13 protein-coding genes are annotated in these 15435 nt (G+C 37.4%); all 13 read right to left on the bottom strand.

All coding sequences use genetic code 11. The annotated features are described in order from the left end of the window. The coding region (locus KUA57_RS09115; RefSeq protein WP_218494126.1) for an MBL fold metallo-hydrolase at nt 1-2153 on the bottom strand (2153 nt) is incomplete at its 3' end. A gap of 137 nt (nt 2154-2290) precedes the next feature. Continuing rightward, a complete protein-coding gene (locus KUA57_RS09110) occupies nt 2291-3106 on the bottom strand; it encodes a LicD family protein (protein ID WP_004259723.1) in 816 nt (271 codons plus the stop codon). Between the two features lies 1 nt (nt 3107). Next, on the bottom strand, nt 3108-3911 hold the full coding sequence (locus KUA57_RS09105) for a LicD family protein (RefSeq protein WP_061864202.1): 804 nt from the start codon (nt 3909-3911) through the stop codon (nt 3108-3110). 9 nt (nt 3912-3920) lie between these two features. Further along, on the bottom strand, nt 3921-5408 hold the full coding sequence (gene tacF / locus KUA57_RS09100; RefSeq protein WP_125448002.1) for a type IV teichoic acid flippase TacF: 1488 nt from the start codon (nt 5406-5408) through the stop codon (nt 3921-3923). A gap of 521 nt (nt 5409-5929) precedes the next feature. After that, nucleotides 5930-6964 carry a teichoic acid biosynthesis protein TarQ gene (gene tarQ, locus KUA57_RS09095; RefSeq protein WP_064276481.1) on the bottom strand — a complete coding sequence of 345 codons (1035 nt, stop codon included), beginning with the start codon at nt 6962-6964 and terminating at the stop codon, nt 5930-5932. Next, nucleotides 6957-8426, bottom strand: a complete 1470-nt coding sequence (locus KUA57_RS09090; protein ID WP_004259743.1) for an O-antigen polysaccharide polymerase Wzy family protein — start codon at nt 8424-8426, stop codon at nt 6957-6959. The genes tarQ and KUA57_RS09090 overlap by 8 nt, the downstream gene beginning before the upstream one ends. Before the next feature lie 15 nt (nt 8427-8441). Then, nucleotides 8442-9428: a glycosyltransferase family 2 protein gene (locus KUA57_RS09085; RefSeq protein ID WP_125448001.1), complete on the bottom strand. Its 987-nt coding sequence runs from the start codon at nt 9426-9428 to the stop codon at nt 8442-8444. A 1-nt stretch (nt 9429) separates the two neighbouring features. Next, on the bottom strand, nt 9430-10533 hold the full coding sequence (locus tag KUA57_RS09080) for a glycosyltransferase (RefSeq protein WP_218494125.1): 1104 nt from the start codon (nt 10531-10533) through the stop codon (nt 9430-9432). Beyond that, on the bottom strand, nt 10523-11359 hold the full coding sequence (locus KUA57_RS09075) for a LicD family protein (protein WP_125447999.1): 837 nt from the start codon (nt 11357-11359) through the stop codon (nt 10523-10525). The genes KUA57_RS09080 and KUA57_RS09075 overlap by 11 nt, the downstream gene beginning before the upstream one ends. A gap of 144 nt (nt 11360-11503) precedes the next feature. After that, entirely contained in the window at nt 11504-12814 is a 1311-nt protein-coding gene (locus KUA57_RS09070; RefSeq protein ID WP_218494124.1) for an LCP family protein, read from the bottom strand. Beyond that, a complete protein-coding gene (gene pheA, locus KUA57_RS09065; RefSeq protein ID WP_218494123.1) occupies nt 12811-13659 on the bottom strand; it encodes a prephenate dehydratase in 849 nt (282 codons plus the stop codon). The genes KUA57_RS09070 and pheA overlap by 4 nt, the downstream gene beginning before the upstream one ends. Beyond that, nucleotides 13656-14132: a shikimate kinase gene (locus KUA57_RS09060; protein ID WP_125447996.1), complete on the bottom strand. Its 477-nt coding sequence runs from the start codon at nt 14130-14132 to the stop codon at nt 13656-13658. The genes pheA and KUA57_RS09060 overlap by 4 nt, the downstream gene beginning before the upstream one ends. Beyond that, a complete protein-coding gene (gene aroA / locus KUA57_RS09055) occupies nt 14125-15408 on the bottom strand; it encodes a 3-phosphoshikimate 1-carboxyvinyltransferase (RefSeq protein ID WP_125447995.1) in 1284 nt (427 codons plus the stop codon). Before aroA ends, KUA57_RS09060 begins: the two co-directional genes overlap by 8 nt. Nucleotides 15409-15435 lie beyond the last annotated feature (27 nt).

The raw sequence follows: 15435 nt of genomic DNA, 5'->3' as shown, positions 1-15435 counted from the left end.
GTTTTCATGGCTCCATTTGATTCAAAGTAACGGTAATGATTATCAAACCATTTCCAGCCAGTCTGCATGGCTCCAGACGCACTAAAGTAATATTGCTTGCCATCTACTTGATTGAGGCCAACCAACATAGTGCCTTCCTTAGCTTCAAGATAATACCACTTATCATGATCTTTTAGCCAACCTGTTTGACCAATTCCTGAATCAGAATAAAAATACCAGTTCTCCTCAAGTTTCTGCCAACCAGTCTGCATGGCTCCACTTGTACTCAAAAAATAACGCAATCCACTAATCGTATGGGCACCAGTCTGCATGATACCTTCTTTGTCCAAATAGTACCATTTTTCATTATCCTTAACCCAGCCAATCTTCATCGCACCAGAACTTGAATAGTAATACCAGTTCTTATCCATTAATTTCCAACCAGTTTGCATCGCTCCACTTGTGTTTAGATAGTAACGAATTCCACTAATTTCTTGATTTCCGGTTAACATGATACCATCTTTGTCTAAATAATACCATATATCTTTATCTTTAATCCAGCCAGTTTTCATTGCTCCAGATTCTGTATAATAGTTCCATTTTCCATTAACAGAAACCCAGCCAGTCTGCATCACACCTTCTTGATTAAAGAAATAAGTTGTTCCATTTATAATTTTTTTACTAAGTGAAGGGACTCCATTCTCATCGTAATAATACCATTTTCCTAACACTTTTTTCCAACTAGAAGGTTTACCATTAGATTGAAGGGCACCATTACTAGCAAAGAACATTTTTTTGCCGTTAAACTCGTGCAATCCTGTTAACATTTTTCCTTCTTTATCAAATAAATATTTTTGTCCAGAAATTTCCACTAATTCATTATATTTCCGAGCCCCTGTAGAGGTAATATAGTACCAAAAACCGTCTTTCTTAAACCAACCGGCTTCTTGCATGCCTCCATTGTTGTTTAGGTAATACCAATTTCCATCAAGCTTTTCTCTAGAATCTTTCAAATGCAACCATTTTCCAGCTTGCATTTGTCCTTGTCCATTAAAGAAATAATAAACACCGTCTATTTTTCGCCAACCAATCGTCATTTCTCCATCGAACAAGCGATATTTCCAGTAACCTTCTTCTTTATACCATTTTTCTCTAACCGTCGGTATATCGGGGAAAACTTTCGAAACATCAGTAAACCCTTCTTCATCTATATCAAAAACAGTCGCATCTTTTGTATGACTAAAAGCTTTTACTATTTTTATATTCTTTTCTCGTAGTAGAGTCCTAGTAGATTCACGATTAATATCTGATCCACTTGTCTGAACAACAATACTTGGTAATAAATTATTAATAAAGTTAACTGTATTAGAAATGTTAGCATCATAGTGATGATTCCATTTCATCATGTCTACTTTACCAATTACAGGACCTAACTTATCTTCTGCTCCCTCAGCATTATCCAAGTCTCCACCAAGATAGATTCTCTTACCTGCTACTTTCACAACTGCTACAATTGAGTTAGAATTGTCATCAAATACCCTTTTTAGATTTCCGTTGCTATCATACTCATTTTTATAGTTATACAGCTGAATATCCATGTCACCTAAAGTAAAATGACTATCTTTATCTGAGATATCTTGTATTAATTTTACACCACGTTCAGTAGCAGTCTTTACAGCATTATCGTAATTATAAAGATTGTCCCACAACCTCCATTTTGTTGTAATACGTTCATCAGCGTATCTTTTTAGATAAAATCTATCAACAGGATAATGTTTTAGTACCTCATCAGCAGAACCAATATGATCACTGTGGACATGAGTACCCAAGATAAAATCTAGCTTTTCAACACCAACTTGTTTCAAATGACGGAACAATCGATCCTCTAAAACTTGGTCATTGTCCATGGTTATTCCCCACCTATCTGGATAACGTGGGTTACTTCCATCTGGGAAATCATAATCCTCACCCATATCAATTAAAGCAAAGTGTCCTCTGCTTTCTAATAGAATAGCATCACTCCCTGACTTAGATTTTAAATTAATAAAATGGATTCGATTACCATCCCCTGCGGAAATGGTATCCGCATCGACTGAAGATAATTTGGTAGCTATAATTAAAGTGCATATGAGAAAGATAAATAATATTAATTTTCTTTTCTTTAGATTCTTCATTGTATGTCACACTTTCCTTTATCATTTCTATAAAACATAATTTTAACCCATTTTCATATCAAGCTTTGTATATGAATTGCACTGTCCTGATTTTCCAAAATAAACAACCAAAAGATTCGCTCTCTTATAAGCCTGTGCTACTTCTCTATCTTGCGATAAGCTTTAATACTATGACTATACCATTCTTGCATTTCCTTTGATGGTGGTGTCATATAATCCCCATACATCTGGGTTAAAAAGACATCATAATTTTTAGGAATTGGTAACATTCTTCCCTCAAACTCTGTTAAGATTAACTCTTTGAAAGTATTTATTTGGAAAACACCCTTCATTCCCTCTTTATCAACTCCAACCATTCCCTCATATTTCGGCTGTTCTACAACACTATTCTTAACTAACTTATCTATTTTCTTATAGAAGTATCTCGGATTGACAAATCGTAGGGCGTACCAGCTACATAATCTTAGAAAATCTTTTAATTTGCTATCACCGTGAACTGCGCGTGATTTTTTGATATAGGCTAGTTGACGAAGGGCTACATACTTATAACTCTTATCGACAATGCTCAAGTCTGTAAAGCGATCAATTGGAAAGACATCGATAAAGAGACTGGTGTCATGACGCTTGTACTTAACATGGTCTTCGATAACGGTAGAAGTATCTAAAATCGATGCAAAATTATGGAAGTACCAAGAAGAGGTGTCATAAGAAAGAACCTTATAGCGAGGATGATCTTCTTCCTCAATAATCTTCAGTAAACGCTCATAATCTTCACGATAGAGAGAAATATCAATATCATCATCCCATGGAATCATACCTTTGTGGCGGATAGCTCCAAGCATGGTTCCATAACTTAGAAAATAAGGAATATCATGTTTCTTACAAGTTTCATCAATATAGTCTAGCAGGGCTAGTTGAATTTCTTTAATTTCTTCTTTTTCTAAATACTGCATCCTAATCCTCCAATTTATAAGCGTGAAATTCATGACTGTAGAAGCGTTTTTCTTCTGGTGGTAGGGTCATATAATCTCCATAAAATTGTGTCAAAATAGTATCAAATTTTTCAGGTGCTGGAAGGCTTAAATTTTCAAAGGGTAAATCGATTGTTCTATCGAAGGTACCACTTGGGAAGACTTCCTTTTCCTTAAATTTAGAAGGGATAAAAGCCATGTACTGCCCATTCTTACGACTATATTTTTGAATTTCTTTCTCGATTTTATTTGCGAAATAACGAGGAGAAACCGGTCTAAGGAGAAACCAGAAGGCTGTTCGTATACAATCTTTTAAAAGGCTATCCTTATAGACAATATTTTTGTGTTTACTGAAAGATAGAAGTTTGAAGCTTTCCAGCTTATAACAAATATCAATGACCTTAGGGTCATCAAAGCGATCCATAGGGAAAATGTCGATAAAAACACCTGACTCATAGGTTTTTGTATTCCGAGTATCAATAATTTTAGTCGTACTGTCTATTATTTTGATAAAGTTGTTAAAGTAGTTCTTATCAGTTTCTAAGGAAAGGAGATTATATTTGCTTTTTTCCTTTTGAAAAATGTTTATAAATCGTTGGTAGTCTTCTCGAGGCATGGACAGATCAATATCGTCGTCCCAAGGAATAAAGCCTTGATGACGAACTGCCCCAATCAGAGTCCCGTAGTTAATAATATAGTTGATATTGTGCTTTTTACAGAGAGTATCAATATAATCCAAAATTTCTAATTCAATTTGTTTGGCATCTTCAATGGTTAGTTGTTTCATTCTAAACTCCTATGATCTTTTGAATTTATTTTTTAAGGCTAGGGCATGGTTTAAAAATTCATAGAAAATGCTATCTTTTGTGAAGACAAGTAGACCAATATAAGAGATGGCTGATAGCAAGACAATCAAACCAGTATTAATCAAAAATGGCAAATTAATGACCATATCCACAGGAAACAAGAAATTAATCAGGAAATAAATTCCTACAAAGGAAAGTGAAAAGATCGAGTATCGAACAGTATAGCTAAAGATATGTCCCAAGTGAATAAGTTGTTTTCTATGGATGAAAATGAAATAGAAAACAAGTAGAGAGGCCTCTGATAGCATAGTTGTCAGTAAGTAGTATTCAGGAGCCACGATATGGTTGAAAAAGAGGAGACTATTTAAGCCCAAATTGAGTAATCCTGCAAAGACTGTATAGACTGTGATACGTTTTTCATAGCCATTTGTAAAGAGAATTTGGGAACCAAGAATGGTATCTAAGGCCAGGATAATCGTACGAAAAGCGAAGAGAGAGGTTAAGATACCACCTCCGATATATTTTTCACTACCGTAAAGTAGGATGGCATTTGGTCCTAAAACCATGAGTCCAAAACTCAGTGGAATGATAAAGAAGTTAAAGATTCGACTTCCTCTGTTTACAAGTGCGACATAGGCTTCCTTATCGCCTTTTCCTAGATAGTAACTGAGACGAGGCACACTCACTCCGATAGCTCCTGTTACAACACCAGCTATAACGGTAACAATTCGTTGAGCAATGGTATAGTAACTAACATTGACATCAATCCCTGTTTTAACGAGGAAGAGACGATCTAAAAAGGTGAAGAGCATATTTGCATTGGCAAAGACCAACATGGCTGTTAGAGGGAGAAAGAGCGGTTTAAAATCACTTATGTGAATCTTAACAAGTTTAATGTCTCTTTTAATCCAAAAATAACTAATCAGATAGTTAATCAGCGTCGATAAACTCATCACGAGTGTGTAGACAACAATATCGTGGTCATTTTTGACAAACAGGAAAATAGAGACCAGCATCAGGATACGGATGAAGGCAGTCTTGTAAAAGAGAAAACTGTAATTTTCCAGAGCTTCATTGACCCACTCGATTGAAAAAATCTGGGCAATGAGTTGAATCCCCATAATAAGGTAAACCTTTTTGACGATTGGATTATCTGTAAAGAAGAGAGGATAGACTAGGATATAGACAGCGGTGGTCAAAATCGTACAAGCTATGCACAAATAAAAAAGACTAGAGAAGGTTCTATTCAGATCTTTTTTGTTATCCTTGACATTACTAATGGCCCGTAAACCGTAGTTATAGACCCCATAAGTTGCAAAGGGTAAGAAAAATGACAAAATTGTGTCGACTGAGTTGAAGTAACCATAGTCAGTTCGGTCCAAGACACGCGCGACGTAGGTACCAGTTAAGATGGGAAAAATAATATTCAAGACACGAATTCCCATGTAGGATAGAGCATTTAATTTTATACTTTTCATTCAATTTACCTCGTTTTTCATTATATCATAAAGTTAGTTAAAATAACTCTTTTGTTTTCAACAACTAGTCTTTAATTATTTTAAAAAATTTTTAGGAAATCAAATCCTCAAAAGTTTAAGATTAAAAACTAACTTTTTGAGGATTTCAAATAAAATTTATCGAACTTTAACTAAGGACAAATATATCGTTAAAAAAGCAAAGAACTCCAATTGGGATTGAAAATACAAAAATTATTAAGTCTTAATTATTTAGTTACAGTTCGATAATTATAATAAGATTGAAAGTTTATGATTTATATCTTTCATAGAAGTCTTTTCAATTAACTTTTAAGTAATCTTTGAATTGAGAATCTAACGGATTTGTTGATATTCTTTACTAGAGGACTCTCAGTGACTACCATCTTCTAACAAGACAACAAAATAGACTCCATAATATCTATAGGGAAGGTACCCACTACAAATATTATGGAGCCTCAAAATCGACTCTTCGCCAACTTTAGAGACACGATGTATCAGGATGCTTATAATTTAAAGGTTGCTACACCGAGGATAGAGCGATTTAAGTTTCGAAGAATTTGAAGACTTTGTTCAAATTTCTTATAACGAGTCACTCCATATTCTTCAACAAGAAGGACTGCATCTCTTTCTAAAAGAGATGGTACATCTTGTAAATCTACAAAATGCATTCCTTTCAAAGTCTCTTGATTTTGTTTTAATTTATCTAGAATAGCTTTATTTGTGCTAACAATAGTCAATTCTTGTCCAGAATTTTTGTATGATAGAATATCTGCTAGATTAGCAATTGTTGTAATCTCTGTTACAAAATCAATTTGATACTGAGAAAAATCACCTGCTCTATTGATTGTTGGATTAAATAGATAAATCAATACATTTCCCATCACAACCAAAATCACACAAGCTACTCCAATAACAGCTAAACGAAGAATCAGATTCTTGACATTTAATCCAAGCGCTGTCTCACCGTTTGCGTTCAATTCTTTAGAGTTGATGGTTTCCAATTTTTCAATTTTCACGTTTACATAAGTATTTTTAAATTTATCAACCAGTGCATCAATCTTTTTCTCTAACAAGTCATTGGCGTCTTTACTTGGTGTCAAAATTTTCACACTAACCCCTGCATCGTCAATCATAGAATAGACGGTCAATTTTTTCCACCAATAGTCGCTTGTAGAATTTTTCAAGGTTGACTCTGTCGTATCCAATTCACTGGCAATTTTTTTCAACTCACTCGGTTCTACATCATTGAAAAGATAAGCTCCATTTAAATTCCCTTCAATTAATTTCCCATAAAAATCACTATACCCACCAATTTGATGATTCAAAATCGTTTTGGCTGAATCTTCCGGAGGTGTAATTTTATAGCTGATATAAGTTGAATAACTTGTTGTGTCTTTGACAGTGTTTTTATTCTTAACTGCTTTAATTGTAAATGGTACAGCAATGATAGCAAATAAAGCGATGAGAGCTAGAATATTTGCTTTTCGTTTTTTGTATAGATTTGCAAACAAATCAGCTACTGAATAATGTTCAAACATGATTTTTTTCTCCTTTGTGTAGTAGATACTGGTTTTCTTTTGTAAGCATTTTCGCTACGAATATAATCACAAGAACAATTCCCCAGAATTGCATTGTAAATAAATTGAAGAAACTTTCTGAAAAGCTACTTCTTGGCATAAAGAATAGATTATTCAAGATGAGTAGGGACAAGGCAAATAGGATTGTTCTTGAACGATAGGCTACTTGCAGCATGGCTATGAATAACATGCCTAGCAAGAGACTAAGTAGAAAGACTCCTATCATACCATAGTCGGTATACAACTCCATAATATAGCTACTTCCAATACCATGTCCTTTCAAGTATTCCTTGTTCAAGACAAGATAGGATAGATTATGGGCATAACTATTACTATCAATAGCTAGTTCCACACTATTGGTTGTATGTTCAAAGGCTTTTCCTCCGAAAATGGCCCCTAAACTTCCCCTTGCAAAATAATCAATAACAGGACCAAAAGTAAAATTGCGTAAATCTCGGTAAGGGAGGCTACTGTTAAATAGAAAGCCTCGAGCCAAAACACCAAAACTGGTTCCTTGTTTATAGATAAAGTCAAGCAGGATATCCCAGAAACCTGTATGGGAAACCTGGACATTATCCCGTACATAATTGAGTATTCCCATCGCTAACATGAGAATAGGAGAACCTACAAAAATCGCTAACTTTTCTTTAAATCCAATCCATTTTCCCTTTTCTGTTTGCTCCCGCATAAAGTAATAAACAAAAGCAAATAGAATACTTAAAATAAAGGGATTGCGTGTCCCGATTGCCAAATGAATGGTATTAGCTGCAATAAAGGAGACAAGCACTGCTGTTGCCTGCAATTTCTTTGGCTTAGTTGCCAAATACATACACATTGCATAGACTGTAAATGTTGATAAGATATAGGTAAAATAAGGCAGTTTACTTTCGAAATTTGCATAGTAGGCATAGTAGGACGTCTGCGAGCGATACAAGAGCCGTTCAAATAACCGAAGTAGATAGAATGGATAGGTTAGAAGAAAAACTCCTAGCGATACAAAGCGCAACCGCTTGATGTAAACCTCTTTTAGAGAACTTCCTATCGTCGGTACTTGTATTTTCTTTCTAGCTATAAAATAGCGAGCTAGGAGCCCCCCTGTGGTCAATCCCAATATCGAAACCATGACGACTATAAAGGCAAAACGATATGCTATGGGATGATAGGTATCTAAAGCACCATCCCTAAAGTAATCAATGGTCGGCCTTGATACTAGAAATACAAAAATAGTTAAAAAGAAAATAAAATGGATTAAGTAATACTTGATATCATTCCAACAAGCAATTGAGCTACTAACCAGTAGGAACAATAAAGTAGAAAGCAAGCTAACATTGTTATTATTAAACAGATACACAATTCCACTTACTAGCGTCAAGGCATAGCTGACTATGGTCAAACTAAATAATAATCGTTTTCCATCAATCACTTGCTCACCCCCGTTCTAATGTAATTTTTTAGATTTTTCAATATTTTTCAGTAATAAGAATCGGTATAAGGAAATATTTATGAATAGAGCCAAAGCACTAATTCTTCTCCCCTTACGGAAAATTGGATTCCTAAAAATAGCAAAGGCATGGCCTTTTAAGAAACAATGAATTTGGGAAAAGGCTTCAAACTGTTTATACTGATCATCTAGCAACATCTTATCCAGAATAAAGAAGTGGGCATAAGCCAGTCTAAAGAAAGCAACCTCTTTCAAGTCAGGATAGTTTTTCATAACTTCATTATAAAACTTTTGATAGATATCAATATAGGCTAAATCCTTCTCTGCATAAGGCTTAGTTGTAATACTATCCCCTCTATGGAAATAGTAATAATAGGGTTTAGTATTAACCACATACTTCTTAGCCAACTTGATTAAATCAAAATGGTAATATGCATCTTCGTAAATCAATCCCTTAGGAAAGGATAGGGCAGTTGCAATCTCTTTCTTGATTAGCTTATTGCAAATTGTTCCAGGAATTTTTTCACCTATGAGGTATTCCCTTAGAAATGTTTGGGAATCACAGACAAAATAGTCATCCTGATTAGCTGACTGCGGGCTCTCATCATTAGCATAGACATTCATGACACCACAGCTCGAAACATCCGCATCTTCTTGAATTAATTGCTCATATAAGCTCTGAATCATTTCTGGATGGATATAATCATCTGAGTCAATAAAAATCAGATAATCTCCGTGAGCCTGCTTCATCCCATCATTTCGCGCTTGTGACAAGCCTTCGTTCTTTTTATGAAGCACTGACACCCTATCATCTTGTTCAGCGATTGCATCACACAAGCGACCACTTTCATCTGTTGCACCATCATCAACAAGAATAATTTCCAGATTTTGATAGGTCTGCTTCTGAATGGAAGCTATCGATTTTTCTAGGTACTGCGCCACATTATAGACTGGCACAATGACACTAATTAATGCAGTTTCCATGCTACTCCTCTAATAGTTTTTCTACTTGTTCGATTTGTTTGGCAATTGTAAATTGCTGAATGAATTGGCTAGCCTCATTGACATCGAAGTTTGAGGCAGAAGTCATGTAGTCAATAATTGCCTGAGCCGCCTCTTGATTGCTCTCAATGATTTGTCCAAATTGTCCTTCTTGAGATAACTCCTCAGCCCCTCCGACATCCGTAGAAACAAAAGGAAGTCCTAGACTCAAGGCCTCTACATACACTCCAGGAAAGCCTTCTTGTTTAGACATAGACAAGAGAACCTTCATCTTAGATAAATACTGGTAAGGATTTTTTTGATAACCAAGGAAATGTACATAGTCTTCAAGCTCATACTCTTTGACGCGATTTTTTAGTTCCTCCTCCATGTCACCAGCCCCTATGAAGTAGAGATGATAGTTTTTTCCCTCTTGGTGTAATAACCTCATCACTTCCACCACACGGTCAGAACCCTTATTTTCCTCAATCCGTCCGATAGTACAGATACTTTGAGGCGCTATCTCGATATTTATCTTCTCTTGAGATTTTTCTAGAATACTCTGAAAATCATATCCATTGTAGACCGTCTGTAATTTCGAAGCATAGTCTGGATAGACTTCCTTGATAGAATTGCTTGTCTTTTTTGAAATTCCTACAATGGTATCCGCAGCATCCAACTGGCGTCTATGTGATTCTCTCTTGGAGCTATCCTTAAGAAATTCTTCGATACTTCCATGAATCCAAGAAATTTTCCTGACTTCTTTTCTTTTAGAGAACAAAAGTGGAGGATTCATAATAGTAAAAGAAACTTCAACATCATAGTCATCTTTCACCAGTAAGCGACGTGTCAACCTTGGAAAATAAATTCTCATTCTCCACAAAAGAGTTCGAATCCATCTGGCTTGGCGATAATCCTGAAGGGATTTTAAAATGCGCACATGCTTGGGAACAGATTCGTATCCCTTATCAAAATGTTCCATTTCAAGAATATCAATATCATACTTTTCTGGATCTAGATTTGAAACAATTGTCGACAGAATCTTCTCTGCGCCACCCCCGAAAGAAAAAGACCACATAAAAAATAATATTTTTTTCTTAGCCACCATATTCTCCCTTGTACTCTCTATAACTCTTATCCATATCAGCAATAACAGCATCATGATGTGGTAGCTGCTTATCTGCTGGTGGAGGTGTCATATAATCACCAAAAGCAGTGCTGAGATAGGCATCGTAGCCAACTGGAATGGGCATCTCTGTCTCTTCAAATGGCAATAAAAGATTATCTTCAAAAGATGCGATTGGATACTTATTTCTCATGTAACCAGGCCCTGAGCATAACTCCGTGATTCCATCGCTCTCAGCTAGACTGTACTTGGTCATTTCTTTTTCAGCTTTTTTCCAAATGCGATAACGGAGAGATTTTGGAGTCAACCCCAGTAAAATACGGCTTCCCCACTTCATAAGTGCGCCATGTTTTTCTGGAATAGTTTGCGCACAAAAAAGAGAATAAATCAAGGCCCAACGAACCTGTTTTTTCCGCTCAGCTGGATTTTTAGGATAATAATCCAAAGGCAAAACATCCAAGGCCAGACCATGTGGCAAATCCAAATCCTGCTGATAAGGTTTGATACAGGTGGTTTCCTTGTCACGAATGGTAATAAAAAGATTGCGGTCGACAAAATCCTTGTTACTCTTTGACAAGAAATAACGCTCATCTGCATAACGAGGCCATAATTCTGCCAATTTTTCATAATCCTTACGGGGCATAAAAAAATCTAGATCATCATCCCAAGGAATGAAACCCTTGTTTCGAAGGGCACCAATAGCACCTCCACCACAAAGATAACAAAGCAAATCATGTTCTTTACAAAATGCGACGAAATATTCAGCCATTTCCAGACTACGAGCCTGAATCGCTTTCAAATCACTCATGTCTCTCCTCTTCTGTTCAATAACGAGTTATATCGTTTTATTATACCATAAAATAGCCTTAAAAATCCATCAGACACTAAGAAAAATCAAAGTTCAAACCACTATTTTACTGGTGATTCGAACCTTGATTTTTTCTGTCTTATCTTATCTCATCCTCATCTGAGATAGTTTAGTTTGATATTTATTTTGGTCTACTAAGAGTGCCTGTCCTCCATAAACATCGTAATCATCTACCCAATCACCTAGTTCTGGAACTGTTAATCTCTCAATGCCATTTTGCGCTCCGTCTAGGAAGGACAAGCCATTGGTCAATAAGAAACTATAAGGAACATTCGTAGAGGTCATGCCAAAGACCTTACCAAGTGCTTCTGATCCAGTAAAGAGTTTGGTTGGATCCTTGAGTTGTTGCAGAACAGCTGCCAATACTTGCTGTTGTCTCTTGGTGCGACCATAATCACCTTCGTCATCATCACGGAAGCGAGCATAGTTTAGCAAGGTTGAACCATTCATCTGCTGTTTTCCGACTTTAATAGTCTGAGTTGGAGACTCTGTTTCTGTAGCATGCAAGTCATCTCCCACCGTAGCTTCGGTTAAAGGTTGACCTTCTAAGGTTGAGAATTTGGCATCAATCGTCACCCCATCAGGGAAGAGAGTGTCAATAGCGGTTGCGAAGGCCTGAAAATCAACCAAGGCATAGTACTTAATGTCCAAGTCAAAATTATCTTTCAATACTTGGCGAACCATTTCTGCTCCTTTTTGGCCTTCCTGTTCCCCTAGTTCATAGGCTACATTTAACTTGTTATCTGTTTGTTTCTTTCCATTGATAATCTTACTATATCCATCAATATAAACTAAGTTATCACGCATGAAGCTGACCAGCTTAATTTTCTTATCTGAGCCACCAACGTTTAAGACCATAATAGAGTCCGTTCTTGTTTCAGCACTATTTTGACCGATCCGTCCATCCGTCCCCATAATCAAAATATTGACCCCATCCTTGGTATCTTGACCATGAAAAACTTCTACTTGAGCTGCCTTAGCATTGGCAGGTTTATTTGGATCCGCATTTGAATATCCTTTTAGGAACATAAAAATCATGCCAAAACCGACACAGGCTAGAAGGGCAAGCAATCCTGCAAAAATGCGCCCCCAACGAATCTTACGTTTTTTGGGCTTAACCTTTGGAAGAGAATGACTTTTCTGGTATTTTTTTGCACGACTACGGTTACCATAGGATGGAAGAGGAGACTGATTGACTGGTTCCATGAAAGATTCTTCCAAATCGTAATTTTCATGATGAATTTCTGGAGATGCTTTACTACTGCTAGCCATATTTAACTTACCTTGCAGGTAAGCAAACTCTTTTTTCTCTCGCTCATTGAGGTAATGAATGTTCTTAAAAAGATAGTCATAACGTAACTGCTCGTGATGGTTTAAAGGATTTTCTTTACTCATCTTCTCTCCTTTCCATTGTCTGATATTGGATAAATGGGATAGGCACCCATTACTTTATACTGGATTCCAATAGCTTCTAATTCTTTTTGGGCAAAGTGGACCAAGTCCTTATCAGCATAGTCCACATCGATAATGAAAAAGTATTCGCCCAGTGCTGTCTTGAGTGGCCGACTTTCAATTTTTGTCAGATCAATTCCTCGCCAAGCAAAGATCGAAAGAGCCTTATAGAGGGCACCTGGAAGGTTGTCAGGTAAGGTCAAGGCCAAACTCATTTTTTCACTTTGTGCTTGCAAGGGAATGGTTGCACCTTCAGCTCCCAAAACCCAGAAACGTGTGAAATTGGCTTCCATTTCTTGAATATCTTCGGCAATCAGTTCCAAGCCATATTCTTCGGCAGAACTTCTAGGAGCAATGGCCGCAAAAGGCTGGTCAGGATGTTCGGAAATAAAGCGGGCCGCATAAGCTGTACTAGCTGTTACTTCGATTTGGGCCTCTGGATATTGTTCATCGATGAATTTCTTTCCTTGAGCCAAGGCCTGTGGATGTGAAAAAATCTTTTCAATCTTAGTATGGCCTGGAACCACCATCAACTGCTGATGAATAGGCTGAACGATTTCTGCAACTGCTTGAATGCGAGCCTGATGAAAAAGGTAGTCCAAGGTTTCATGAACACTACCCTCAATAGAATTTTCAACTGGCACCACAGAATAGTCCACCAACCCTTGCTCATAGGCCTTGATGACATCTGTAATGTTGGCAAAAGCCTGCAATTCCTCATGAGGAAAAGCTGTCTGCACAACGTGGTGTGAAAATGATCCCTTGGGACCTAGATAAGCAATTTTCATCTCAGTTCCTCTATAATTTCCTCTGGGCTTAACTCGGTCACATCCAAAACCCGACTAGCTACTTCCTCATACCAAGCCTGTCTTTCTTGGAAAATCGCTGCAAGTTCTTCCTTGCTATTATTTAGAAAAAGTGGGCGCTGATTGTCCTTATCAGCTGATATGCGTTGGTAGAGGATTTCAAAATCAGCTTTCAGATAGATATTATCAGAATTTGTCTTTAGTAAGTCACGATTTCGCTGAGAAATGACCACTCCTCCGCCAGTTGACACAACTTGATCTCTTTGTAGTAAATCAGCCAGGACTTCAGACTCTACCTGACGAAAGGCCACTTCGCCCTTTTCCGCGAAAAATTCCGTAATGGACATACCTAAGCGTTTCTCAATCAGGGCATCCATATCAAGGTAATTAGGGTCCAAGCCTCTTGCAATAGTCGATTTGCCAGCTCCCATAAATCCTAGTAATACCTTAGCCATGAATCAAGTTCTCCAAATCATCAAAGAAGCTAGGATAGCTGGTATTGATAGCTTCAGCACGGTCAAGATCCACCTCTCCATCTGCAACCAAGAGGGCCGCGATAGCCGTCATCATGCCGATACGATGGTCTCCAAAAGTATTGACTCTAGCACCGTGAAGGGCTGATTTTCCTTTGATAATCATTCCATCTGCTGTAGGTGTGATATCTGCTCCCATACTATTTAAGGCATCTGCCACTACCTGAATGCGGTCTGTTTCCTTGACCTTAAGTTCCTCAGCATCCTTAATAACTGTTACGCCTTGAGCTTGGGTCGCCAGTAGAGCGATAACTGGCAATTCATCAATCAAGCGTGGAATCAAAGCTCCACCAATCTCTGTTCCTTTCAAGTCAGAAGACTCAACAGTCAAAGTAGCAGATTTAGCGATTGGGTCAATTTCAGTAACTTCTAATTTTCCACCCATGGCACGAATGACATCGATAATACCTGTACGCGTTTCGTTGATGCCCACATTTTTAAGCACCACACGAGAGTTTGGAACAATCAAACCTGCAACCAACCAAAAGGCTGCACTGGAAATATCTCCTGGTACGACCACCTTTTGTCCAGTCAGTTTTTGAGGTCCTTGGACTGTGATTTTCTTGCCATCCACACTTAAATGACCACCAAATTGTTGTAACATATCTTCCGTATGATTACGGGTGTACTCTTTTTCGATAATAACGGACTCCCCCTGAGCCTGCAAGGCCGCAAACATCAAGGCTGACTTGACTTGGGCAGAAGCAATCGGCAACTCATAATGAATAGGTCTTAGGTTTTTCGTCCCTTTTAAATGAAGGGGAGGCAGGTCTCGCTCAGTTTGCCCTGAAATACTAACGCCCATTTTTTTCAGTGGAAGGGTCACACGGTCCATAGGACGTTTGGAAAGACTGTCATCGCCAAACATCTCTACTTCAAAATCTGCACCAGCAAGGACACCTGAAATCAGACGAATCGAGGTTCCAGAATTTCCCATATCAAGGGCATTTTGCGGAGCTTTTAGGCCGTCCATACCGACACCTTGAATGGTAATAACCTCATCTTTATCCTCAATCTCAACACCAAGGTCACGAAAGACTTGCATGGTCGAAAGGACGTCTTCGCCACGTAATATATCATAAACCTTGGTCTCGCCCTCAGCCAAACTTCCAAAGATAATGGAACGATGGCTAATAGACTTGTCACCTGGGACGCGGATACTGCCATGTAAGTGGCGAATGTTTGTTTTTAGTTTCATACTGGACCTCATACTTGCAATACTTTT

Source organism: Streptococcus vulneris, from assembly GCF_019218685.1.
In the GTDB taxonomy this organism is placed as follows: Bacteria; Bacillota; Bacilli; order Lactobacillales; family Streptococcaceae; genus Streptococcus; species Streptococcus vulneris.
This window is presented reverse-complemented; position numbering and strand designations above follow the sequence as displayed.